Source organism: Vibrio sp. L3-7 (genome assembly GCF_963898195.1).
Taxonomy (GTDB): Bacteria; Pseudomonadota; Gammaproteobacteria; order Enterobacterales; family Vibrionaceae; genus Vibrio; species Vibrio echinoideorum.
In genome coordinates this window covers 1-26,594 of record NZ_CAWQUW010000024.1, presented here as the reverse complement: position 1 = coordinate 26,594, position 26,594 = coordinate 1, and the positions used below count along the sequence as shown (strand labels likewise).

Below are 26,594 nucleotides of genomic sequence, written 5' to 3'. Positions count from 1 at the left end.
TATTATTAAGCAAACGTTACCGTATCCTCCCGCGAATCGCCCATTTGACTATCATTCATGTAACGAGCATCAGTCAACTCGGCCAATTAAAAGCTAACTTGAACAACCATAAGTGACTCAACGAAATAATTGGATTCGTCATTCACTATTCGGTCAAATGACACTGTTCTGCTAAATAACACTGTTCAGCCAAACGAAAAAGGCAGACCTTATGGCCTGCCTTCGTATTTTTCTTCTTTACCTAATTACTAGTCTTTAGACATGCAATTTAGATTCAATAACATCAACTCACGTAACGCCACTGAGAACTTAGCAAATTCATGAACCGAACCTACTTTGAATTCGTTCAAGATGCTTTCCCAACGATGTAATGAAACCGAGTTGCTTTCCATCCAATCATCAAGTGCCTTAATCACGTCAATATCTGAAGCACAACCACAGTTAAGTACTTGGCCAGTTAACTGACGTTGCTGCCAATCTAGATCTTCTCTGAATGCCGCGCGTGCCAATGCTTGCCAGTTGTTGTCTACTGCTTGACCATTGATTTGTTTCAAGAACCAATGCAGAGACAAACGGTCACCAAGATTGAAGTAAAGTTTAGACGCTTGTTGTACTGTTTTACCCGTTTCACGAGCTACTGTAGATATATCCAGTGCTGAGTATAAGCTAGATAAACGTGCAACTGAATTCGCAAGTTCTGAATTCACACCCTGATCAATCCATACCTGCGCCATTGCTTGGTGCTCTTCTACTTCTGAAGCCACTAGGTTTTCATCCAGATTTTCAGTAATCGTTGCCACATCACCTTGGTACAACTCGATCAAGCCATTCACTGATTGTTTACCGGTACGGTTTCTTAACAACCAACGAGCGATACGACGAAGTGTACGACGTACGTGGTAAAGCAACTCGTATTGAGCTTCAGAACTTGAGATATTATCGAGCTCACGAATACTCTTAAGAACCTGACCTAAACCGTAGATTTCACGAGATGCAGCGTAAGCATTAGCAATATCAACAATATTTGCACCCGTCTCTTCTTGCAAGCGAGTCACGAAATTACATCCCATCTCATTAACCATTTGGTTAGCCAATGCCGTCGCAATGATCTCTGAACGAAGTGGATGGTTATCCATATGTTCAGAGTAGTTACGACGTAACGCTGTTGGGAAGTATTGCATCAGCTGTTGAGCATGGAATTCATCATTAGCGATATCATCACTAACAAGATCTTCTTTAAGAACCATTTTCCCGTAAGCCACAAGAACAGAAAGCTCTGGTCTTGTTAGACCTTGGCCCTGCTTTTCTCGCTCTAGCAGTGTTTCGTCATCTGGGATGTATTCCAAACCACGATCCAAGTACCCTGCTTTTTCCATTGTATGAATAAAGCGAATCTGCTCTTTAACTAAACCAACACCTTGATGCTCAGTAACGGAAATAGATTCAGCTTGGCAGTAAGCATCGTCTAATACGATCTCGCCAACTTCATCTTCCATCGACTCAAGAACTTGGTTACGCTGCTTAACGGTTAGATCACCGTTAGACACTAATCCGTTCAAGAAGATCTTAATGTTTACTTCATTATCCGAACAATCCACACCACCAACGTTATCAACGAAGTCAGTATTAACTCGACCGCCAGTTAGTGCGTATTCAATACGACCCAACTGAGTCATACCCAAGTTACCGCCTTCACCAACAACCTTAGCTTTCAAGTTACGGCCATCGATACGAAGTACGTCATTCGCACGGTCACCCACATCGGTATGAGTTTCGTTTGAAGACTTAACGTAAGTACCAATACCGCCGTTCCATAGAAGATCAACCTGCATAGACAAGATCGCTTTGATCAAATCGTTCGGTGCCATTGATGCTTTCTTGGTTCCTAGCATTTTCTGAATTTCAGGCGTCAAAGAGATAGACTTAGCTCGACGAGAGAAGATGCCACCACCTTGAGAGATAAGGTCTTTGTTGTAATCTTCCCAGCTTGAACGAGGTAGATTAAACAAACGCTCACGCTCTACCCAGCTTGATGCTGATTCTGGGTTCGGGTCAATGAAGATATGCATGTGGTTAAACGCAGCTTGCATACGAATATGCTTAGACAACAACATGCCGTTACCAAACACATCGCCCGCCATATCACCAACACCAATAGCGGTGAAATCCGTGGTTTGACAGTTGATGCCCATTTCACGGAAGTGGCGCTTAACAGATTCCCAGCCACCTTTCGCCGTGATACCCATAGCTTTATGGTCGTAACCGTTTGAACCACCTGATGCAAACGCATCACCTAACCAGAAGTTGTACTCTTCAGCTACTGAGTTTGCGAGGTCTGAGAATGTTGCAGTACCTTTATCGGCAGCAACAACCAAATATGGGTCATCTTCATCGTGACGAACGACGCTTTTAGGTGGGATAACCTCACCTTCAATAATGTTGTCCGATACGTCTAGTAGTGCACGAATGAAGCGTTGGTAACAACGTTGACCTTCAGCGAAGATTTCGTCACGGCCAGACATCATGTGCTGACGCTTACAAACGAAACCACCTTTCGCACCTACTGGTACAATCACAGTATTCTTAACTTGTTGTGCTTTAACCAGGCCTAGAATCTCAGTACGGAAATCCTCTTGACGGTCAGACCAACGTAAACCACCACGTGCCACTTTACCGCCACGTAGATGCACACCTTCAATATCAGGTGCGTAAACGAAGATCTCAAACACAGGAACTGGTGCTGGGATATCAGGGATCTCGCTTGGTCTCATTTTCAGAGCCAACCAAGGTTTAGACTGCTTATTCTCATCGACTTGATAATAGTTTGTGCGAATCGTAGCAGAGATCATTTCCATGTAGCGGCGAATAATACGATCGTCATCTAAGCTTTCCACGTGATCAAGTTGCTCAGTAATCTTCTTGATCAGATCTTGTTGACCCTTCGCGCTGCCTTTCAATTTAGGATCGAAACGCTTACCGAACAAATTCACTAACCCTTTCGCCAAATCTGGGTAATGAGACAGTGTGTCTTCAATGTATTGTTGACTGAATGGGAAACCAACTTGACGCATGTAGCGAGCATAAGCACGTAAAATTGACACTTCACGGCCAGAAAGACCAGCACCCAGTACCAAGCGGTTGAAACCATCGCTGTCTAACTCACCCGCCCAAATAGCCGCAAATGCTTGTTGGAAAAGATCGCGAGCTTCACGCAGATCAATTGTCTTGTCACTCTTGTGCAACATAGAGAAATCTAGGATCCAATAAGTCACCCCATTGCTCTTTCGCACTTCGTAAGGTGATTCACCAATTACGCGTAAACCAAAGTTTTCAAGCATTGGCATCACATCAGAAAGGTGAATTGGCTCATCACTATGGTAGAAAAGTTTCAAACGAACCGCTTTAGAATCCGCCGCTTCTTCTTGTGGACGGTAGAACAGCATACCAAGTTTGTTGTCTTCACTTAGCGCTTCTAAACGTTCGATATCTGCAACCGCAGAACCAGGCATCATGTCTTCTTTGTACGAACGTGGGAATGCACGCATGTACTCTTTCGATAACGGAAGACCTTTGCTCTCACCAAAGTTAGCAACGATTGATTCAGACAGGCGGTCATCCCACGTAGACGATACTTCCATTAAATTTTGCTCAATTGTTTTCACGTCCACATCCATGTTGTTGTTATCAACACGAACAATATAGTGCGTTCTTGCCAGTGGGCTTTCAGAGAAGTATGTCGTAAATTCGACTTCTTCTTCGCAACCGAAGTATTGCTTTAATATACGTTGGGTTTGACGACGAAGCTCGGTGTTGTAACGATCTTTTGTTACGTAAACCATACAGCTGAAGAAACGGCCAAACGGGTCTTTACGAACGAACAAACGGAGAAGATCGCGATCTTGCATTTGTACAACACCAGTACCCACTTCTAACAACTCTTCTTCACGCGCTTGAAGCAATTCGTCACGAGGGTAATTTTCTAGAATATTGTGCAATGCTTTGTAAGAGTATGATCCCTTACGGTAACCACTCGCATCTAAGATACGCTCTACTTTCTCGCGAACTAGAGGAATTGTTTCAACGGTTTGGTTATAAACAGCAGAAGTGTAAAGACCAGTAAAGCGGTGTTCGCCAATCACTTTACCGTTCTTATCGAATTTCTTAATACCAATGTAATCATTGTAAGCTGGGCGGTGAATGCGTGAAGCCGTGTTGCCCTTGGTTACGATAAGTACATAAGGTTTTTTCGCTTCTAGGCGTGCCGAGTCAGAAAACTCAGACAACTTAACATTACGAACACGATCTGAATTCGCGAACAAACCAAGACCTTGCTCCTTGGTCGGTTGCAATTCAGTGTCACCATTTACAGAAACAAGGTCATATTCCTTGTAACCCATAAACGTAAAGTTGTGCTCACCTAACCAACGAAGGAAAGCCAAGGTTTCATCAAAGCGCTGACCATCGACTGGAATTGTGTCTTTTTGCTCTTCAACTTGGTTGGTTACTTCTCCAAGTCTTTCTACCATTTTCAGCCAGTCGTTCACGACTAAACCAGTATCGGTAAATATATCCAGTAGTTCCGTTTTAAGTGCCGTCATTTCAGCTTTGCTGCTAAGACGATCAACCTCGATATGGAAAAGCGATTGGAACGCACCTTCGTTGTTGCTCATGCCAACCACACTTCCCTTATCAGAACGTGAGATTTGCGTCGGGTTATGAAGCATAAGGTGAGAAGAAAGATCGAGGCGAGTTAATGCCATTTTTACTGAATCAACGAGGAATGGGCTGTCTGGTACCACAATCTCAACGATAGTGTGAGTAGATTGCCAGCCTTGACGGCTTACTGTTGGGTTAAAGACTCGAACAGAAATTTCGTCAGCTTTCTTTTCATTGATGTGATGCCATAAGCTAACTACAGCACCATATAAATCGGATTCGTTTCTCTGAATTAAATCATCATGAGAAACATTACTAAACAAGTGTTGAGCAAGTTGAGTTACGAGAGGTCGATGAGCAAGGTCAAGTTTGTCTTGAATCAGTTTGTAAACTTTTTCAAGTAAAACTGGAACCACAGTTTCACGTGCGGTCATAGTCACACTCCACAATTAGAATTATATTTTATTATTAGGGGGATCACTTAATCTGTTGTTTGAATGGGTGCTGTTAAGCTCATTTCTAATAACGAGTTAAGCAAAGGTAATGCATTCATTTATTGTAAAAGCATTATTGATAAATAGTTAATTGTTTTGGAGGTGGTAGGAGGTGAAATGTTTGATTATGTGATTAAGATTCCTTTTAACTCACTAGGCACGCCAAGCTTTACAGAGCTTCTAACTTAATAAACTTATTTTTTTGGTCAGTTGTCAGTCTAAACCGCCCTCTAACCCCTATTTGTGTAAGAAATGGTCTGAATCGAGTTGCAGGTAACTGTAAACGTAAACCTGTCATTGTTATCACTTGAACTTTGCTTGCCGCCCCAGAATAACTCGCCAAAAATTGTTGATAAGAGATGTTAAGTTGGAAAATATAGTGGTTCATACGATGCCTGTATAAATATACAGTGCCGGAATTTTTTGGCACAAACGGGTTAAAATTAACAAGGTGTTAGCGCTTATAGCTATGTTTAAGAATCAAAGCTATGTTTAAGATTCAAAATACGCCTAAGATTTAAAGCCGCGCTTAAGACTTAAAATCTCGTCTAAGATTTAAATCTACGTCTAAAAAATGATTCTAGTAAATTGAGACTGTTAACAAATTGAAGTTACTAACGAGTTGACGACTCTGACAAGTGGATCCGCCTCAAAAGCAAAAAATCAGTGACAGATACTTCTGCCACTGATTTAGTTTACCTGTTTTAGAGCTTAACTTAAGCCTCTAGTGCTTTATTCACTTTTTCAAACAGATCTTTAGCTAAGTTATCCATGTTCTTAAGCGTCTCAAGTTCCTTTTTGATCAGAGCTTGACGTGCATCATCGTACTTACGGAACTTAAGCAGCGGGTCGATTAAACGCGAAGCCACTTGCGGGTTACTGCTGTTTAGCTCACGTAAAATTTCACCAGCAAACGCATAACCTTGACCAGATTTATCATGGAATTGAACTGGGTTCATATTCAAGAACGAACCCACTAAGTTACGAGTACGGTTCGGGTTCTTCAGGCTAAATGCTTGGTGAGACATTGATGCCTTAATCACTTCAAGAGCATTTAAACTTGGGTTGGTGCCTTGCAATGCAAACCACTTATCCATAACCAGACCATCGTGCTTCCACTTATCACTGTAGTCGGCCATCAACTCTTCGCGACATGGCAGTTGCGCACTGTTTGCTGCACCCATTGCGGCCATGGTGTCCGTCATATTGTTTGCTTGCTGATACATAGCAACAACTAAGTCATTGCCCTGCTCAGTATGAGCTAAGTAACTTAGACAAACTTTACGCAGAGTTCGCTTACCAATTGAATCATGATCGATCGTGTAATCGGTTAATACATTGCTGTGATAAACGGCCGATAATTCATCTTCAAGTTCTTTCGCTAACGTAACTTTCATCGAATTCAATACAAATGCAACCGCATCGATATCGACACGCTTGTACCAACCAGACACTTCATTATGGCTTGGTAGAGAAAGCATCTCTGCAATAAATGCAGGTTCCAGTGAATCACTGAGTAGTACGCCACGGAATGCATCAACAACAGAAGCTGAAATTTCGAACTCTTGACCTTGTTGAACTTTTTCAACGTTACTGCGGATGTACTTAGCCAATAGCATTTGACCTGCATCCCAGCGAGAAAACTCATTGCGAGCGTTAACCATCAAGAAGATCAGCTCTTCGTCTGAGTAGTCGTATTCAAGTTTCACTGGTGCAGAGAATTCGCGAAGTAACGATGGGATTGGTTTTTCTGAAACGTTTTCAAACACAAAGGTTTGTTCCGTTTGTTTAACGTCAAGTACGTTATGAACAGGCTTTCCGTTACATTGTAACGCAATTACTTCGCCTGTTGTCGTGTATAACTCAATGTCCAACGGAATATGTAGAGCCTGCTTTTCCGTTTGCTCATGAGTTGGCGCTGTCACTTGACGAGTCGTTAACGTGTACTCTTTTTTCTCTACGTCGTAGTGGCTTTCAACAGAAAGCGTCGGCGTACCAGACTGGCTGTACCATAAACGGAACTGAGACAGATCAACACCCGATGCATCTTCCATTGCCGCTACGAAGTCTTCACATGTTGCCGCCGTGCCATCATGACGTTCAAAGTACAGCTTCATGCCTTTTTGGAAACCTTCCTCACCCAACAATGTATGGATCATTCGGATCACTTCACTGCCCTTTTCATATACCGTCAATGTGTAGAAGTTGTTCATTTCTATCACTTTTTCTGGGCGAATTGGGTGAGACATTGGGCTCGCATCTTCAGCGAATTGTGGCCCGCGAATAATACGAACATTGTTGATTCGGTTTACTGCACGAGAACCAAGATCAGAAGAGAACTCTTGGTCACGGAATACCGTTAAACCTTCTTTCAAGCTTAACTGGAACCAATCGCGACACGTTACTCGGTTGCCAGTCCAGTTATGGAAATATTCGTGACCGATAACCGCTTCTATACCTAGGTAATCTGTATCAGTGGCTGTTTGATCGTTTGCTAGAACAAACTTAGAGTTGAATACGTTCAGGCCTTTGTTTTCCATCGCGCCCATGTTGAAGAAATCAACGGCCACGATCATGTAGATGTCTAAGTCGTACTCTAGGTTAAAACGCTCTTCGTCCCATTTCATTGAGTTAATCAAAGAAACCATCGCGTGGTTTGCGCGGTCTAGATTGCCTTTGTCGACAAAGATTTCTAGATCAACATTGCGACCAGATTTTGTGGTGTATGCGTCACGTAGTACATCGAAATCACCCGCAACTAAAGCAAACAAGTACGCTGGTTTTGGATGTGGGTCTTGCCATTTCACCCAGTGACGACCGTTTTCAGCTTCGCCTTCATCTACACGGTTACCATTACTGAGTAGGAATGGATTTTCGGCTTTGTCTGCGATGACCGTTGTCGTGAACTTCGCCAATACATCTGGGCGATCCATGTAGTAAGTAATGCGTCGGAAACCTTCAGCTTCACATTGAGTACAGAATGCACCACCCGACTTGTACAGGCCTTCAAGAGCGCTGTTCCCTTCAGGGTTCACTTCCGTCACGATCGTTAGTGTAAAATCTTTCGGAAGGTCATTCAGAGTAAGCAGAGTTTCTGACTGCTCGTACTGCGTCCACTCTTTGCCTTCAACCAAAACAGAAACAAGCTTCAAGCCTTCACCATCAAGTATTAACGTTGAGCATTCTCTCTCTTGTTTAACCTTCGAAACCGCTGTAATGATGGAAGCAGCGTCGTACAAATCGAAAGTGAGATCGATTTCAGAAATAGTATGAGATGGTGATTGAAAATCTTTACGATACTTGGCTTGAGGTGTGTGCGCCATGACGGGTTCCTTTTGATCGTTATACGTAATTATAATTTAACTGTATATATCTAAAGGTTGAGCGCCGAGAACACAAGGGGAAAATTAAAAAAAGGAGGCATTGTAGGAAAATGCCTCCATGTTTTGCTATTTTATCAATCAAATCAGACAGGAGTGTCTAAGAAACGACCAGTAAACCATATTATCAACGAACCGAGTTTCCGGCTAAATCTCATGCTTATCGAATCCGATTAAGCACCGCAAACATGTCTCCCTCTTCACCTTGAAGAGTCAAAACATCACTGTTCAGAGTATAACGAGTTCCGTGCTCGCCATTTTCATACAAGAGCACCAGTTGATCACCTTCTGTATAATAAACACCGCGACGAACTACCTCACTGCCAACTTCATCAGATACTCGAAACATAAACACGAAATCTGGTTGTAAGACTAAATCCATTTTTTGGATGTTACTGGCACTTAAGTCACTACCAGAAAGTTCAGCACTAGACCAGATGCCAGCCAATGCATTAGGAAGAGCTTTAGTAAACAAAACACCATTAAGATTCAACATGTTATGGTTACTACTGTAGGCGTAAATCTGAGGTTCCGAAGTATTCAAACCCAAAATAAGGGTATCTTCATTAGCGTTATACAAACCTTCCCAATGATCGACACTGTAGTCTTTCTTTTGAATATCTATCGTGAACGAATAATTTGAATCTAGTGTCAACTTAATAGCTCTAAAGTTTTCAGTCTCTTGTTCCGGTTCTGGGTTCATCAAATACCAATCACCAAGCAACAAAGGAAGATCAAAATGAGATAGATTACTGTCGCTTTTTGATTGTTGTGCGCTCGATGCTACCTCGCTACCAAAAGCAACAAAACTTACACAAGATAAAAATAATAGAATCCATTTCATAAGCGTCCCCTTGTTTTCTTTAAGCTTAGGCACGTAATGAATAGAAAGCGAAGAAATATGATCTAAGTCACTAAATTTTAAATGCGAAGTAACTTAAATGACAATATTACTCGCATAAATAGATTAAATTTTGAGCATTTAGAGGTGGAAATAGCAGTTGAAATACAAATTTTTTGTCAAATTGAAGGCACAAAAAAAGCGAGCCTAGGCTCGCTTTTTAGATAATTCGTCTTTGAATTGTGCATGTTTGAACAAGCACATTTCAACAGGCGTTGAATCTACTTCTTGATCATATCCAGCATGATAGCAACTGACTCATCAAGGTAAGCATCTGGGGCTTCGTAATCTTTAGGAATATCATCCAACGTTTTAAAGGCCTCTTGTTTAGCGGCTTTTTGACGTTGATTAATACGCTCTAAACGAAGTACGTCTGCATCATCGCTTTCTTGCTGACGTACCTTCTCATTAAGAGAAAGGTCGTTATCGTCTTTATCTGCCTTATATTTTTCAATATCTTGCGCGATAAAACCAAATTCCATGTCAGTCGCGATGCGAGCTTGGTGTTGAGCCGTTAAAGCAGTAATTTTCTCATCGTTACGTTGTAACACTGAGTAATTCGCTTTATCAATGCTATCCCAAGGCAGAGCATTGTCTTCTACACTTTCACCAGTATCTGCAGGATCAATTGGTGTTGGGTAAGCAATGTCAGGTATTACACCTTTATTTTGCGTACTGCCACCATTGATTCGATAGAATTTCTGGATTGTGTATTGAACATAACCCAACTCTTTGTCGAACAAATCATAAATATGATTCAAAGAGCGATGTTGTTGCACCGTTCCTTTACCGAAAGAGTTTTCACCAAGGATGATTGCACGACCATAGTCTTGCATCGCTGCCGCAAAGATTTCTGAAGCTGATGCACTGTAGCGATTGACCAACACCGTTAACGGTCCTTGGTAACTAATTTCGCCATCAGTATCGCTGTTCACTTTGACGCGACCGTAGCTATCACGAACCTGAACAACAGGTCCCTCTTTGATAAACAAACCAGAGAGCTCAGTTGCTTCAGTTAATGCACCACCGCCGTTATTTCGAAGATCGACAATTATGCCATCAACACCTTGCTGCTTAAGCTCAGCGATCAGTTTATCGGTATCTTTAGATAGACCAACATAAAAACTTGGTACTTCGAGTACACCAATTTTTTTGCCATCTTTCTCGATAACTTCTGATTTAACAGCGCGGTCTTCTAAACGAATCTTATCGCGTACAATTGTGACAACGTTACTTTTTGCATCTTTACCGTCTGGCAAGATCTGTAGCTTAACTTTAGTCCCTTTCGGGCCTTTAATCAGTTGTACTACGTCATCTAAACGCCAGCCGATAACATCAACAATTTCTTCGCCGTCTTGGCCAACACCAACAATCCGGTCGCCATCACTTAGTTGTTTGCTATTTGACGCAGGGCCACCAGCAACTAAAGAGCGAATAACGGTGTAATCGTCGGTCATCTGAAGTACAGCACCAATGCCTTCTAAAGATAGATTCATCTCAGATTGGAATTGCTCTGCATTTCTTGGAGAAAGGTAACTGGTGTGCGGATCAACCTCTCGCGCAAATGCGTTCATGTAGATCTGGAAAGCATCTTCGTTATGCGATTGTGTAATACGCTTCATCGCATTGTTATAACGCTTTTCCAAGACTTCTTGAATCTCTGGCCATTCTTTACCTGTGAGTTTTAGGTTCAACGCATCGTATTTAACGCGTTTTCTCCAAAGCTCATTCACTTCAGCAATATCTTTTGGCCATTCAGCTTCACTACGATTGAGCTCAATACTTTCATCGGTATCAAATTTAATCTCGGTATCGAGTAAAGATAATGCGTATTGAAAACGCTCAAAACGCTTCTGCATAGACAAATTATAAACATCGAAAGCAATCTGGTTATTGCCTGCCTTCAGCTGGTCGTCAACTTGTACGGATAACGAAGCGAAAGAGTCAATATCAGCTTGAGTGAAGATATTACGATTATAATCCAGCATCTCTAAATAACGATTAAAGATAGCTTGAGAGAAATCATCGTTGAGATTGAAGTGTTTATAGTGAGAACGAGTAAATCGAGAAGTAACACGTTTACTAGCAGTTTCGTGTTGGACTTCAGGAACGAGTAGAGGTAAATCGTCCTGATCTAATTTGGCTTCGAGAGCCTGAGCTGAAGCTGCTAGCCAAAAGCTAGCAGCAATCAGTGTCAATTTTGAACGGCATTTCATGCGTAGGAGTATCTCCTTTAAGCGCGCAAGTGCTCCGCTTTAACAACCATTTGTAGGCCGTTTGCTAACTGAACACGCACATCTTCCTTATTGATTTCAACAATGGTCGCAGCCATGTTTCCTTTACCCATGTTCACATTTACTTCGTTACCAGCGATAAATTCGTCAGCGTTCAAAGCGCGTGTTTCAACAGGCTTTTCTACTTTTGGAGCTTTAGGCGCTTGACGACGAGGCTGTTGAGCTTTCTTCGCCTTAGGTTTCGCTTTGCCTTCTTCACGAGCTTTTTGTGCTTGTTCTTTACGACGAGCTTGCACTTTAGCTTTGCTTTCTGCAAGTGTAGCTTTAGCGTGCTCAACGTGCTCTTCTTCTAGTGTGCCACACGCGTTGCCGTCTAGGTCAACACGATCTGCGCCAGCTTTTACGCCGTGCAGGTAACGCCATGATGATGTGTATTGTCTTAACGCTGCACGAAGCTGAGTCTTACTTACTTTTTCGTCTTCATCTAGACGTTCAGCAAGATCTTGAAAAATACCAATTTTAAGTGGTTTTGCTTCACCTTCTAGAGTAAAGCATTTAGGGAAACATTCAGCAACATATGCGATAACTTCTTTGCTGTTTTTTAACTTTTCAGTGTTTTCCATGTGGGTTCCTGGTTTTTGCGGTTTTCCGCGAGCATTAAGAAAATATTTTTACGTATTATAGAGAGATGCTTGGGAAAAACCACAGTAAGAGAATAATTTATGCCTTGTTCGCGTGCGAATTAAGCACCTTTTCCACTTCAGCCATAAAAAATGTCAATCCGTCTTCATCAATTTGAGAAAAACGACCAATATTTGGACTATCGATGTCAAGAACACCCACGACTTTACCATCGATAGAGAATGGAATAACGATTTCTGAGTTACTTGCAGCGTCACAAGCGATGTGACCTTCAAACTCATGAACATCATGAATGCGCTGAACTGTATTCGTCGCAACCGCAGTTCCACAGACTCCACGCCCTACTGGAATTCGAACACACGCTGGCTGACCTTGGAATGGACCAAGCACAAGCTCATCTTGTTGCATTTGCTTATCTTGCTTCATTAAGTAAAAACCAGCCCAATTAAGTTCATCTAATTCCATGAACAACAATGAACTAATATTCGCAAGATTCGCAATTAGATCGGTTTCTGATTCAATTAATGCAACGGCTTGTTTGGTTAAGCGTTGGTAATGTTCTATTTTCATATTAACTTCCAATTAAATTGAGACTTCCATTATCAAGAGAACGCAGTAAAATGCGGCCATCAAACTAAATAGGACTTATTCTCATTACAATGAACAATTCAGAAGACACTATTAGCCGTTCTTGGTTGATAACTCAAGTAAAAAAACACAAGTCCAAATTACTGTTTGCTAACTTTGTTGCCATTTTTGCAACTCTTATTAGTGTCCCGATCCCGTTGCTTATGCCACTAATGGTTGATGAAGTATTACTTGATAAGCCAGCTTCTGGTCTAGATATGATGAACCACCTACTTCCATCATCATTACAAACACCAACTGGCTATATTGCTCTTACTCTCTTGTTGGTTATATTGATGCGCTCTGCCAGCCAAGCGTTGAATATTCTACAAGGTCGTCAGTTTACTTTAGTTTCCAAAACGATCACCTACCAAATGCGTAGCAAGATGATCGATAAACTTGGCCGAATCAGTATTAGGCAATACGAGACTAAAGGCAGCGGCGGTATCAACGCCCATCTAATTACAGACATAGAGACCATTGATAAGTTCATTGGTTCGACTCTATCCAAATTTATCATCAGCTTTTTAACTGTGCTCGGAACGGCAATCGTCCTACTTTGGCTTGAGTGGCGACTAGGGTTGTTCATCTTACTGGTCAATCCTGTTGTTATTTACTTTTCTCGTAAACTAGGCAGCAGGGTTAAACACCTTAAAAAATATGAGAATCAGTCTTTTGAGCGCTTTCAAAACCGCTTGGTAGAAACCTTAGACGGTATTTATCAACTAAGAGCGGCCAATAAAGAACGAATTTTCTTGGATGAACTTAAAGTTCAAGCAAACCAAGTCAGAATCGATGCCGATAAATACGCATGGCAATCGGAAGCTGCGGGTCGCGTATCATTTTTGTTGTTTCTATTAGGTTTTGAGCTTTTCCGTGCGGTCGCGATGCTGATGGTACTTTTCAGTGACCTAACTATTGGCCAAATATTCGCAGTATTCGGTTACTTGTGGTTCATGTTGGGACCAGTTCAAGAGTTACTTGGGATTCAATTTTCTTGGTATAGCGCTAAAGCGGCACTGCAACGCATCAACGACCTGCTTCTACTAGAAGAAGAAAAACGTCCGATAAGCAAGGTCAATCCATTCAGCGAAGATAAAGAAGTGACGGTGGACATCGACGACGTTACATTCGCTTACACATTAGAAAACACTGTTCTAAATAGATTATCTTTACATATACCGGCAGGTAAGAAAGTCGCTTTGGTGGGAGCAAGTGGCGGTGGTAAATCAACATTGATCCAGCTACTCATTGGGGTTTATCAAGCAGACTCTGGTTGTATACGCTACAACGGTGAAACCACCGACGACATAAGCTTTGATGTAATACGCAATCAAATTGCCGTTGTTTTACAACAACCTATACTCTTTAACGATACATTAAGGCATAATCTGACTCTTGGTGCTGAATACGATGAAATGTCGTTGTGGCGCGCCCTCGAAGTTGCTCAAATGCAAGATGTGATCAAGCAACTGAGTAATGGTTTGGATACTCAAATTGGCAGAAATGGTGTTCGACTGTCTGGTGGTCAAAGGCAACGTTTGGCCATTGCCCGTATGGTGTTGAGCAATCCGAAATTTGTTATTCTTGATGAGGCGACATCGGCATTAGATACTGCAACTGAGTCAGCATTGCATAAAGCTTTGAGTGAGTTTTTGAAAGATCGCACAACTTTGATTGTGGCTCATCGATTATCAGCGGTGAAACAAGCCGATCTAATCTATGTTTTAGAAGATGGGCAAGTAACACAAACGGGAACACATGGTGAATTGGTTGAACAACAAGGACTATATCAAACACTCTATGGCAGTGTGCAATCGCACGCTTGATGTTCGTTGTTCTATGCATTTAAGTCAGGTAACAAGCCAGACTTACGTTTCAACTTGGGAGGTCGTGTGACCTCCCCATCAGTAACTAACTCTTTATCAACTCAACACCAGTTGTCAACTAAGTCTTCGTTAACAGCTGAGTCTTCGTTAACAACCGAGCACCAGTGCGACAGCAGCTCCGTACGCCTTTGTCAGGGCTGTGAACTGCCGGTCGACAGAATGGATATACCGCACGGCAAGTCAGCTTATTGTCCTAGGTGTGGGACCCAACTTTACCGAGGTGGCACACCTAGCCTTTCCGGAAATTTAGCAATCGCAATCACTTGTCTGTTGCTGTTTATCCCTTCTCACTTTTTTGAGTTCATTAGCATCCGCCTGATTGGGGTGATGATACCTGCCACGTTGCCATCCGGTGTATTTACCTTGATGGGCGAAGGCTTCCCGCTGCTCGGATTACTTATCTTATTCTGTAGCTCTATAGCGCCGTTGCTTGTTTGTAGTTCTGTACTCATCACTCATGTCTCACTGCGTTTTAAGGTTTTTACACCGTTTCGTTACGCATTAGCGATTATTCAAACCCTTAAGCACTGGATGATGTTAGATGTATTCTTAGTGAGCGTCGCAATATCCTGTTTCAAACTTCAAGATTACTCTGATATTTTTGTTGGCCCTGGTTTGATAGGCCTGATTCTATTACAACTGTGCAGTGTGTTGCTGGTAAGCCGCATTAGTGTAAGGCGCTATTGGGAGGCCTGGGCTAAGGAATCAGACTACGCGTTCGTCGAGAGTAAGAACGTTCATTGTCACAACTGCCACCTTTCTCAACCAGATGGACATTCATGCGTCCGTTGTCACCATGATTTATATCACCGAAAGCCCTACTCTATACAAAAGACTTGGGCGTTATTGTTTGCGGCTACCGTCGCCATAGTGCCAGCTAATGTGATTCCAATATCGATCCTTATAACCAATGGACAAAGGTTAGAAGATACGATTCTTTCGGGTGTTGCCTCTCTAATTAATAGTGATATGTATGGTATTGCCGTGATCATTTTTGTCGCGAGTATTGTCGTACCCGTTGCGAAAATTCTTGGCCTTAGTTACATACTAATTTGTATTCAAATGAAGCGTGCTGTCTACCACAGGCAACGCATGACCATCTATTTCATTGTGAAATGGGTTGGAAAATGGTCGGTTATGGACCTCTTCGTTATTTCGATCATGATGACCTTGGTCGACCGTGGACAAATTTTAAACTTTACACCAGGTTACGGTGCAGTCGCTTTTGGCGTCGTTGTTGTTCTTACGATGTTGGCGGCTGAAAGCTTAGATCCTAGGCTAATTTGGGATAACTACACCTCTAAAGATGAGTCAGTGAATGAACAACAATAACCAATCACAAGCGTCATATTCACCAGATGTAAGAAAAAACAAAGGCATCTCACCTTTGTGGATTCTTCCTATTCTAACTGTCGCTCTCGCCGGTTGGTTAGTGATGAAATCGATACACGATGCAGGGCAACGTGTGCAGATCTACTTCTCAGATGCTGCTGGATTAGTCGCAGGACGCACAACCATTCGCTACCAAGGCTTAGAGGTGGGTATGGTTCGTGATATCACGTTATCTAAAGACCTTTCCAATATTTACGTTGATGCTGATATCTATCCTGAGGCTCAAAAACTTTTGTCGAAAGGCACACGCTTTTGGTTAGTGAAACCAACCGCTAGCTTGTCTGGCATATCAGGGTTAGACGCACTCGTTTCAGGTAACTATATTGCGATTCATCCTAGTGAAACTAAAGAAGAACCTGAAACTGTGTTTCATGCATTGGACTCATCTCCTTCTGATTTATTAGCATCTGAAGGACTCAACATTTCGTTAACGACTAAAGACCTAGGCGGCGTGTCTATTGGTTCTCAAATCGTTTACCGTAAGATTCCGATTGGTGAGGTTTATAATTACCAACTCAACGACAACGCAAAATCAGTGACGATTCAAGCTGCAATTAAAGATGAATACAGTCATATCATTACTGATCAAAGCCGTTTCTGGAACGTCAGTGGCTTGGGTGCGAGTATTGGTTTCTCTGGCGTTGATGTTCGTTTAGAAAGCTTAAGTGCTCTGTTAGGAGGCTCTATTGCGGTTGATTCACCGGGAGAAGGTCAACCGGTCGAAATGCACACCAAATTCAAACTCTATCCTGATTTGAAAACTGCAGGTCGTGGTATTTCTATCAAAATCGCGGTTCCAGACGACAACAAGATCAGTGCAACCGGCGCTCCGATCATGTATCGAGGCATTGAAATCGGACAAATCACCAACTTATCGTTGAGCGAAGGTCGCGAACACGTGATTGCTTCCGCTGCTATCCAACCTGCATTCAGTGACTTTTTAAACAGCGGCAGTAAATTCGTACTTGAAGAGGCAGAGCTATCTCTAACAGGGATGAAAAACATTGCTAACTTGGTAACAGGGAACTTCTTAACATTAGTACCTGGCGAGGGTGAAAAATCTCGTCAGTTTACCGCTATTCGCAAAAACGAGTTCAGTCAGGAACAAGAGAAATCTGTTGCGATTCGTCTAACGTCTAACAATTCATTTGGTTTGGATGTTGGAACCCAATTGCTATACAAAGGCATAGCTGTTGGTTCTATCATTGATGTTGGCTTAGTCGATGGTGTCGGCACAGGAAGCGACAAGCATGAAGTATTTATGGACGCCTTGATCGACAACGAATACTCGCACCTCATCAAAAGCCATAACCGATTCTTTGTCACGGGTAGTGCCACTGCAGAGCTAACGGAATCTGGATTAAGTGTAACGGTACCACCCGCGAAACAACTGCTATCAGGCTCTATAAGCTTTGTGAGTGAAGGTAAAAATCAATCCCGTACTAACTATCAACTTTTCCAAAGTAAATCATTAGCGGAGATCGCTAAGTTCAACCAGACTGGTTCAAAAACGTTGTCACTGTTTGCCAGTGAGTTACCTTCAATTTCTAAAGGTAGTCCACTACTCTACCGTAATCTTCAAGTAGGAAGTATTTCAGATTTCCAACTCGCTGATGGTGGCGTAAGAATCAAAGTCACGATTGAAAATCGCTATACACATTTGATCAATAAGCACACTGTTTTCTGGAACCGTTCAGGTATAGAGGTTGATGCATCTTTATCAGGTATCAGCATTAAAGCCGCACCCGTAAAAACACTGATTCAAGGTGGTATCGCCTTTGATTCGTTACCCGGAATCGACAATAAGTTAGGTGACGTGTGGAAGTTGTACAACGATTCGAAATCAGCTCGTAAATTTGGTCGAGCGATTACCATCACTACGTCCTCTGCAGATCAAGAAGTCAGTAAAGGCACAGCAATCAAATATCAAGGTGTGACGGTGGGTGAAGTAACCTTAGTTATCCCTAACTTCAATAAAGGTGGTATCGAGATTACAGCTCGCGTGTTACCTGAATATGTCGAGAAAATTGCGGTCGCTGGCAGTCATTTCTGGTTAGCCGAACCGGAAATTGGTCTGAACGGTATTAAGAACGTTTCAGCACTGATCTCGAAGTACATCAACGTCGAACCTGGTAATAAAGGTCAAAGAGCAACGAAATTTAAACTGAGCAAAGGGCCAATACAACCTGAAGGGAAAATATTCCAACTACAAAGTGAAACACGCGGTTCAGTATCGGAAGGGACACCTATCCTATTCCGTGAGTTGGAAATAGGCACCGTTATAGATGTACAGCTCGGCGAGTTTGCAGACCGTATTATCTCAACGATTCAAATAAAACCTGAATTCGCGTATTTGATTCGTTCAAACAGTGTCTTTTGGAATGTCTCTGGCGTAGACGTCTCTATCGGCCTCACTGGTGCAAACATCAAAGCAGGTACAGTCGATAGCCTAATCAGAGGGGGTATTACCTTCTCTACGCCACCAACGAATGAGCTACAACCCGTAGCAAGCGAAGATCAGTCTTTCTATTTGTATCCACAAGCAGAAGACGAATGGAAGTCATGGCGAACAGCTATTCCTAAGCCATAAGCTAAGTCCGCACCTGTTATGGAAGATGAATTCTTCTTAAAAATGCAGCCATTGAGCTGCATTTTTATTGTTTGAAACAAATATGGTTTAGGACAATCTGATTTTGCTTTAAACTGCCCGCATTATCGCTATAAATCGAGATACACTTTTGCACGCTAACGTATATATTCCTGAAGAATTTCTAACTCACATTGAAGGCATCATGCCAAGCCATTTAGATATGGCTTCTTTTGTCGCATCTTGTCAAAAGCCACTTCGTAAAAGCATTCGTGTAAACACACTGAAGGTCAGTGTCGAAGACTTCCTCGTGCGTGCAAAAGATAAAGGGTGGGAACTGGAACCTGTACCGTGGTGTGAAACGGGATTTTGGATCACTGCCGATGAAAGTGAAGCGCCTCTAGGCAATACGGCGGAACACATGTCTGGGCTTTTCTACATCCAAGAAGCTAGCTCTATGATGCCGCCTTCTGCGCTATTTCAAGGCGAAGAAGATTATCAAGCCGTGTTAGATACAGCTGCAGCACCAGGTTCGAAAACGACCCAAATTGCAGCATTAATGAATAACCGTGGAGTATTGGTTGCCAATGAATACGCGGCAAGCCGAGTAAAAGTACTTCATGCAAACATCGAACGTTGTGGTGTTCGTAATGCAGCACTAAGCAATTTTGATGGGCGTGTGTTCGGAGGTTGGTTACCAGAACAGTTTGATGCCGTATTGCTAGACGCACCCTGCTCTGGTGAAGGCACAATTCGTAAAGACGCCGATGCGATGAAGAACTGGACGTATCAATCTGTAGTCGATATTGCCGACACGCAAAAAGACCTAATTGAAAGTGCATTCCATGCTCTTAAACCTAATGGTGTTTTGGTTTACTCAACATGTACGTTAAGCACTGAAGAGAACCAACAAGTGTGCCATCACCTAAAAGAAACCTTTGGTGATGCGGTTGAGTTTGAATCTCTTGAATCACTGTTCGACAACGCAAAAGCAACGACTACTGAAGAAGGCTTTCTTCACATCTTCCCTCAGGTGTATGACTCTGAAGGTTTCTTTGTTGCACGTATCCGTAAACTAGCGTCTGTGACTCCACCAGAAGTTAAAAAACGAATGGGTAAATTCCCATTCGAGAAGGCAACAAAGAAAGCTCAACAAGAAGTCGCTGAACAACTGCTGGGCGCACTCGATATCGAACTACCAAGTGATACTCAAGTTTGGATCCGAGATAAAGACGTTTGGCTATTCCCTGAGGCGCTTGAGCCTATGATCGGTGCATTCCGTTTCTCTCGCATGGGCATAAAAATCGCTGAGACTCATAAAAAAGGCTATCGCTGGCAGCACCAGGTAGCCACAACACTGGCTACAGGCAATGAAGTCAATATTGTAGAGCTATGCATTGAAGATGCTCGCGAATGGTTTATGGGACGAGATGTGCGTCCTGAAGGCCTACCGGGCAAAGGGGAAGTATTGGTGAAGTATAACGGCGCAATCATTGGCCTTGGCAAGTGGGTAGGAAACCGAGTGAAAAACGGTTTACCGCGAGAACTTGTGCGCGATAAAAACCTTTTCTAGTCGTTCGATTAAAAGCATCACCGCCTTTTACTAGCAAAAAACAAAAAGCCCAAACAACGTAAGTTGCTTGGGCTTTTTCTATTCAGCTTTAACGACGTTTAACTGCTTTTAGCACAATTAGCGTAAATAAAAACATCGTCAAATCAACGCTTAATTACATAAACATCAATTCAAGTCACTACTTTCGCTATGAAAAATCGCATATTGGTGAATTTAAACTAAACTTCTGTCTATTAGGCAAAGAACTACAACGATTAGCGTAGGCTCTTCGGAGCCCTTTCCCCTAAGCCCAAACAGGAAGGTTTGGGCTTTTTTTTGACCGACAAGCTCGCTTATTTAACTAGGCTGATGCCTTCTTTGTCGATAGTGATCTTGCCAGACTTGTACAAACCACCAATTGTCTTCTTGAACGTACCTTTGCTGGTTCTGAATGCAGAGAAAATAACTTCCGGAGAAGATTTATCATTCAAAGGTAAATAACCACCTTTCCTCTCAAGCAGATCGAGAACCTTAGTGCTTAGGTCATCCATTTTAGCCACACCAATTTTCTGAAGAGACAAGTCAATCTTACCGTCTTCTTCACGAACGTTTTTAATGTAGCCTTTTAGCGCTTTACCTATGAACAGCTTACCGATGATGTCTGATGGGAAAATCATGCCCCAATGCTCACCGTTCACGATCGCTTTGTAACCTAACTGGCTGCGCTCAGCGATAATGAGATCCACTTGCTCGTTTTGCTTATAAGTCGCAGGCGTGTTGTCTAACCACTTGTTGAACTTTGTTGTACCTACAATGCGGCTAGATGCTTTATCAATATACACATATACTAAGATTGACTGACCTTCGTTTAAACGGCCACGTTGCTCGCTGAAAGGAACAAGAAGATCTTTACCTTTCACGCCCCAGCTCATGAATGCACCGGTGCTGTTTACGCCTTCAACCGTCATCAAGCCAAACTGCCCCACTTGAGCAATTGGTTTTTCAGTCGTTGCAGCGATCTGGTTGTCAGAATCAATGTATAAGAAAACATCCAGTTTTTGACCAATTTCAACACCTTCAGGAGTAAATCGTTTTGGCAGCAACACGGTTCCATAGTCGCTAGCGTCAAGGAATACACCGAAGTCGGCTTGCTTTACTACTTCTAAGTTGTTTATTTGACCAATATTAATCATCAAGATTTTCTCTACTTTAAATTTGGCGGTGATTATACGTGATCTCTGATATGCTTTCGCTAGTTTCATTCATATTTTTACATTCTAGGAGACATCGTTGATCACCGTTGATAAACAAGATGCGATAACACTCAAAATTAACCATGCAATGGCGAAGACCAAAAAGCTCGACATGGACGTTTATCTATTCATTCCCGGTGAACTCGGACTCACTCCCGAAGTACTTTCTGAAAGTGCCTTTTTCTACAGCTCAATTACTCAAAAGCGCGCCTACTACAGTGACAAGACACTGTTACCTTTGGTACACAGTCGCTTGGCAAAACGTGGACGCTTATCAACGACACAGTATCGTGTGAGTTTGAGTTTGTTCGCATATCAATATGTTATTGCTTTAGATAAAGCCGTGAGCAGTTTAAATAAGACTGATAGTGACGACGTAACAGCTGATGAGGTTGATGAAGTTATTGAGCTCGCGTTAGACATCTTGAAGAAGCTTCGCCGAAGTATTCCTTATGAAGAAAACCTCAAACGCTACTACGCAAACATTGATAACTATCTTTCTTGGTACACAGAGCAAAAGTTCTTATCGTTGGTTTCTCACATGCCACGAGGCAGTGAATATTCGACCATCAAAGAACGTCTTTTAATACTATGCGAAAAAGAAACGGCTCACCGAAAGCTTAATCGCTACAACTCAGCAAGAGTTCGAGAAGACGTTACTCGTCTAAGCAACAAAATGCGATTGCTTCGCCGTTTAATTGAGCACCCTATCGTCCTCAAAGAAAAAACAACATCAATGGGTAAAAACGTAAAACGTGCCGTTAAAGGTATCGCAACGGGTTTGGTGATGGTAGTAGTAACGACAACGGTCATATTAGCCCGTGACTTCTTAGGCGAAATTACCGCCTCGTTCATCGTGTCGATGTCATTCATCTATGCGTTGCGCGAGATATTCAAAGATGACTTAAGAGATATCCTTTGGCGCTGGCTTCGTAAAGGCAAACCAAAATGGAAACGTCGTTACTTTGATCCGACAACCAATAAGTCTGTTGGCCATAAATTGGAATGGTTGGATTACGCTAACTTTTCTAAGCTGGCCGATCGCATTCAATCGATCCGTAAGAAGCGTGTTGTACAGCGTGAAGAACAAATCTTGCATTATCGTTCGCACACTGAAATGTCTACATCAACATTCATGAGTGGTTACGAAGAGACACGCGAAACGCTTTCTATCAGTTTGAGAGCTCTGACGCGTTTGATGGACAAAGGGTCGAATAACGTTTATCGCCTGAATGAGGGACAAGTGAGCCGTGAGTCAGTAGAAAAACGCCACCTTCTTAATTTAATCATCAAAGAAAATAATCACGATAATGAACCGACATATTACCGTTGGAAAATCGTAATGAACCGCTCAAAAATCGTAGATATCGAACAGATTACTCAAGAATCTTAAAAGAATTGCAGTATGTAGCTACTAAATCGCATACTGCAGTTCTGGTTTGTCATTGCTCGAAATGCAGATTAACGTCTGGAAGGAACTTTCTTAATAGACAGTGTCAGCTGAAACTCCGCCATTGGCTCATCACCATGTAAAGAAGGACAAGTCGCGATAATCGTTACGGCTTGATTAACACGTTCACCCGTCGACATTGTTTCAGCCAGCATAGTATTAATGAGTTCACCATCGTTACATGTAAAATGCACATCGGCTTCAGGGCGCTTCAAGAAATTGCCGGTGACCTCTTTAAATGCCAACGATATTTTTTCTCCTTGCTGTTGAGATTTGCTCATCGCAAGAAAGCCCCCTGCAACATCAGCTCCCACAGCTAATACACCAAAATACATACTATTTAAGTGATTCTTAGTTCTTCTTTTAAGAGGGATCTTAAGTTCGACATGCTTATCATCAAGGGCAAGTAACTTCGGCCGACATAACCAAATTAACGGTACTTTGAACATACCAAACATAGTTAAGTAGAGATTAGCTTTTTGTAAAGGGGTTAACATCCGAGTCACCTAGCATAATTAGTCCTCTGACCAGTTAATAGATTCAAGATCGAAATGTCAAAAAAATGTTACAAAAAAGAGATACCATCGAACAATGATATCTCTTTCATTCTCAAAGCATTAGAGCTTCAAGCAATTATGCAACTGGCTAATTATTTACGCGGTAACCACCGTTTCAACACCTTCAAGATCAGCGATGTAACCTTGTAAGCGAGGATAGTCAATCAACCCTTGAGTTACCAATAATACTGGTTTCTTCGCATGAAGCGTTGCTTTAACGATCATATCCAATAAGGTAATTACAGCCTCGTTTTGAGGGTCAAAAGCATGTTGCTGACCTTCATTTTGCTTATCTACACCTAATGTGAAAGACGCTAAGCTATCAACATTAACGACAACACCATCAAAGTAATGCAGTAATCGTTCACTCAGCAATACCGCTGATGGCACGTCGCAAGAGAACAGAACTTTCAAACCATTCAGCCCACGCGGTAAACCTTGCTCTGCGAGCAAATCGATAATCTTAGCGGCATCACTTAGTGCGCGAACATAAGGAACAACCACTTCAACGTTAATACCTTGTTCTCGCAGTGTCTTGATTACCTGACACTCTAGCGCGAACGCCTTGCTGTATTCCTGTGTCGCGTAGCGAGCCACACCACGAACGCCAAGCGCCGGGTTAACTTCTTCTACTTCACAGCTACCGCCTAGCAATGAACGAAAGCCAAAGCTGTCTGCGCAGCTCAAAGCAATTCGTATTTTAGTATGACTAGGTTGAATTGCCGCTTGAATTGCAACAACAAGAGTAGAAACAAAATGTTCATCGACACTTTTATCGCCAAGAATGGCATTCAACGAAGTTTTTTCTATATCAGAAAGAGTTTCTAAATGGCTTTCTATACTTGGATGGTAGAAGACACGATCCATTATCAATTCAGATAGTGAAACGTATAAGTGGTTGGAATTATTATTATCGTTATAAGAAGGCAGCACATCACCTAAGACCAGTTCTGGGTGCAAAGTGCTTTGATTTTCTTGAGTCATTGCTGCTCCAGCATTTTTATGTTGTGTTCAAACGAAAATACCGATAGCTGCCTGTTAATACAAGTGAAAATCCCTTATTTGACGCTGGGCTGCTGATAAAAATAAGAATATTAGCAATAACAGAGATAACTTTGACTTAAGAGAGTTTATTCCTCTGTTCAATTCCGTTATCTTAACCACTTCGCAATAGAATAAAAAAGCTATCACATGCCACTAAAAACTGATGAGTTGAGAACCCAAGCTCTGGGTCCTATGCCAACTCCTGCCGAATTAGGCAATGCACATCCTATTACTGACGACGTTGCTGAGCGCATTAAAAATTCTCGCCGCCAAATCGAAGATATCTTAACAGGTCGTGATAACCGCCTATTAGTTATCGTTGGCCCCTGCTCTGTTCATGACACAGATGCGGCTCTTGATTACGCTGAGCGTCTAAGCCAAATTCAAGAACAGTACAAAGATGAGCTGTTCGTAGTAATGAGAACCTACTTCGAGAAACCTCGTACCGTTGTAGGTTGGAAAGGTTTGATTACCGATCCTAACCTTGATGGCTCATATGCACTTGAAACAGGCTTAAACAAAGCTCGTAAGCTTCTATTGGATATCAATAAGCTTGGTCTTGCTACTGCAACTGAATTCCTTGATATGATCACGGGCCAATACATTGCAGACCTGATCACTTGGGGCGCAATTGGTGCTCGTACAACTGAATCTCAGATTCACCGTGAAATGGCGTCAGCATTGTCTTGCCCAGTTGGCTTCAAGAACGCAACTAACGGCAACATCAAAATTGCTATCGATGCGATTCGTGCTGCACATGCTTCACACTACTTCTACTCTCCAGATAAGAACGGTCGCATGACGGTTTACCGTACTTCTGGTAACCCATACGGTCACGTAATTCTGCGTGGTGGTGATAAAGGTCCTAACTTCGACGCTGAATCTGTTGAAAACGCATGTAAGCAACTGGCAGAAGTTAACCTTCCTGAGCGCTTAGTTGTCGACTTTAGCCACGCTAACTGTCAGAAACAACACCGTAAGCAGCTAGACGTTGCACAAGATATTTGTGAACAGATCAAATCTAACAAAAATCAAATTGCAGGCATCATGGCGGAAAGCTTCATTGTTGAAGGTAACCAGCCAATGACAGACATCAATAACCTAGAGTACGGCAAGTCTATCACTGACCCATGCTTAAGCTGGGAAGATACTGCAACAATGCTAGACATGCTTGCAACGGCAATTAAAGATAGAAATTTAGCTTAAGGACATAACACAATGCCATCATTTGACATTATCTCTGAAGTAGAATCAGTAGAACTGCGTAACGCTGTAGACAACGCAAACCGTGAACTATCGACTCGTTTCGATTTTCGCGGCGTTGAAGCAAGCTTTGATTACAAAGATGAATCAGTAAAATTGACTGCTCAAGACGATTTTCAACTGAAGCAAATGCGCGATATCCTTCGTAGCAACCTAACAAAGCGTAATGTTGATCCTAACGCGATGGAAGCGAAAGCAGCAGACCAAACAGGTCGCACTTGGCACCAAACGGTTATCTTTAAGCAAGGCATCGAAACGGATGTCGCTAAGAAAATCGTTAAGCTAATCAAAGACAACAAAGTTAAGGTTCAAGCTTCTATTCAAGGCGACAAAGTTCGTGTCACCGGTAAGAAGCGTGATGACCTACAAGCTGTTATGGCTCTAGTTCGCAGCGGTGAACTTGGTCAACCTTTCCAGTTTGACAACTTCCGCGACTAATTTTTGAGTTTGAGCGACCGCTTATTTGGGTTGCTCATTCATCAGCACAATGTCGTGCTCGAAATAGCAAAAAGCCACTTCTTTTGGGAAGTGGCTTTTTATTTATCAGTGTCCCGTCCTGAAATGTGTTTACACATTGAGGACGAATTATGACTACTTCAAATAATACCTACGTTAAGCGCACTCAGCGTGATTACACACTAGGCTTTAAATTACAGGTCGTCGCCGCTGTAGA

The 26,594-nt window shown here is 42.3% G+C and carries 17 protein-coding genes; 7 read left to right on the top strand and 10 right to left on the bottom strand.

Annotation, left to right across the window (positions count from 1 at the left end; genetic code table 11):
* Positions 1–248: 248 nt before the first annotated feature.
* The 7 genes from AACW75_RS16665 to AACW75_RS16635 form a co-directional block, all read right to left on the bottom strand.
* Positions 249–5,090 (bottom strand): NAD-glutamate dehydrogenase, encoded by a 4,842-nt coding sequence (locus AACW75_RS16665; protein WP_145572252.1) that lies wholly within the window; start codon positions 5,088–5,090, stop codon positions 249–251.
* Between the two features lie 229 nt (positions 5,091–5,319).
* Positions 5,320–5,538, bottom strand: coding sequence for a DUF2835 domain-containing protein (locus AACW75_RS16660; RefSeq protein WP_017074267.1), 219 nt, complete (start codon positions 5,536–5,538; stop codon positions 5,320–5,322).
* Between the two features lie 328 nt (positions 5,539–5,866).
* On the bottom strand, positions 5,867–8,473 hold the full coding sequence (pepN, locus tag AACW75_RS16655; RefSeq protein WP_145572253.1) for an aminopeptidase N: 2,607 nt from the start codon (positions 8,471–8,473) through the stop codon (positions 5,867–5,869).
* A gap of 217 nt (positions 8,474–8,690) precedes the next feature.
* Positions 8,691–9,374 carry a hypothetical protein gene (locus AACW75_RS16650; RefSeq protein ID WP_017074265.1) on the bottom strand — a complete coding sequence of 228 codons (684 nt, stop codon included), beginning with the start codon at positions 9,372–9,374 and terminating at the stop codon, positions 8,691–8,693.
* A 278-nt stretch (positions 9,375–9,652) separates the two neighbouring features.
* Positions 9,653–11,647 (bottom strand): carboxy terminal-processing peptidase, encoded by a 1,995-nt coding sequence (prc, locus tag AACW75_RS16645; RefSeq protein ID WP_145572254.1) that lies wholly within the window; start codon positions 11,645–11,647, stop codon positions 9,653–9,655.
* Positions 11,648–11,664: 17 nt separating this feature from the next.
* Positions 11,665–12,288: an RNA chaperone ProQ gene (gene proQ / locus AACW75_RS16640; RefSeq protein ID WP_017074263.1), complete on the bottom strand. Its 624-nt coding sequence runs from the start codon at positions 12,286–12,288 to the stop codon at positions 11,665–11,667.
* A 97-nt stretch (positions 12,289–12,385) separates the two neighbouring features.
* Positions 12,386–12,877, bottom strand: a complete 492-nt coding sequence (locus AACW75_RS16635) for a GAF domain-containing protein (RefSeq protein WP_065104250.1) — start codon at positions 12,875–12,877, stop codon at positions 12,386–12,388.
* An 89-nt stretch (positions 12,878–12,966) separates the two neighbouring features.
* On the opposite strand from AACW75_RS16635, the gene AACW75_RS16630 reads away from it, so the two are divergent.
* The 4 genes from AACW75_RS16630 to rsmF all read left to right on the top strand — a co-directional run bounded on the left by AACW75_RS16630 (position 12,967) and on the right by rsmF (position 20,375).
* Positions 12,967–14,763, top strand: a complete 1,797-nt coding sequence (locus AACW75_RS16630) for an ABC transporter ATP-binding protein (protein ID WP_145572255.1) — start codon at positions 12,967–12,969, stop codon at positions 14,761–14,763.
* 54 nt (positions 14,764–14,817) lie between these two features.
* Complete coding sequence (locus AACW75_RS16625) at positions 14,818–16,155, top strand: paraquat-inducible protein A (protein ID WP_145572261.1); 1,338 nt, start codon at positions 14,818–14,820, stop codon at positions 16,153–16,155.
* The gene (locus tag AACW75_RS16620; protein ID WP_135456317.1) at positions 16,142–18,805 is read left to right on the top strand and encodes an MlaD family protein; all 2,664 of its coding nucleotides are present in this window, start codon (positions 16,142–16,144) and stop codon (positions 18,803–18,805) included. Before AACW75_RS16625 ends, AACW75_RS16620 begins: the two co-directional genes overlap by 14 nt.
* A gap of 148 nt (positions 18,806–18,953) precedes the next feature.
* The gene (gene rsmF / locus AACW75_RS16615; RefSeq protein ID WP_145572256.1) at positions 18,954–20,375 is read left to right on the top strand and encodes a 16S rRNA (cytosine(1407)-C(5))-methyltransferase RsmF; all 1,422 of its coding nucleotides are present in this window, start codon (positions 18,954–18,956) and stop codon (positions 20,373–20,375) included.
* Positions 20,376–20,707: 332 nt separating this feature from the next.
* On the opposite strand, the gene AACW75_RS16610 is transcribed toward rsmF, so the two are convergent.
* Positions 20,708–21,616: a CvfB family protein gene (locus AACW75_RS16610; protein ID WP_186437229.1), complete on the bottom strand. Its 909-nt coding sequence runs from the start codon at positions 21,614–21,616 to the stop codon at positions 20,708–20,710.
* Between the two features lie 28 nt (positions 21,617–21,644).
* On the opposite strand from AACW75_RS16610, the gene AACW75_RS16605 reads away from it, so the two are divergent.
* Positions 21,645–23,000 (top strand): hypothetical protein, encoded by a 1,356-nt coding sequence (locus AACW75_RS16605; protein WP_145572258.1) that lies wholly within the window; start codon positions 21,645–21,647, stop codon positions 22,998–23,000.
* Positions 23,001–23,068: 68 nt separating this feature from the next.
* Here AACW75_RS16605 and AACW75_RS16600 read toward each other — a convergent pair whose 3' ends face one another.
* Together AACW75_RS16600 and AACW75_RS16595 are read right to left on the bottom strand one after the other, a co-directional pair.
* The gene (locus tag AACW75_RS16600) at positions 23,069–23,554 is read right to left on the bottom strand and encodes a PaaI family thioesterase (RefSeq protein WP_017074255.1); all 486 of its coding nucleotides are present in this window, start codon (positions 23,552–23,554) and stop codon (positions 23,069–23,071) included.
* Between the two features lie 156 nt (positions 23,555–23,710).
* Complete coding sequence (locus tag AACW75_RS16595; RefSeq protein WP_145572259.1) at positions 23,711–24,598, bottom strand: putative PEP-binding protein; 888 nt, start codon at positions 24,596–24,598, stop codon at positions 23,711–23,713.
* A gap of 207 nt (positions 24,599–24,805) precedes the next feature.
* Between AACW75_RS16595 and AACW75_RS16590 the strand changes: the two genes are divergently transcribed.
* Together AACW75_RS16590 and AACW75_RS16585 are read left to right on the top strand one after the other, a co-directional pair.
* Complete coding sequence (locus AACW75_RS16590) at positions 24,806–25,864, top strand: 3-deoxy-7-phosphoheptulonate synthase (protein ID WP_135456322.1); 1,059 nt, start codon at positions 24,806–24,808, stop codon at positions 25,862–25,864.
* A 12-nt stretch (positions 25,865–25,876) separates the two neighbouring features.
* On the top strand, positions 25,877–26,359 hold the full coding sequence (locus AACW75_RS16585; protein WP_145572260.1) for a YajQ family cyclic di-GMP-binding protein: 483 nt from the start codon (positions 25,877–25,879) through the stop codon (positions 26,357–26,359).
* Positions 26,360–26,594 lie beyond the last annotated feature (235 nt).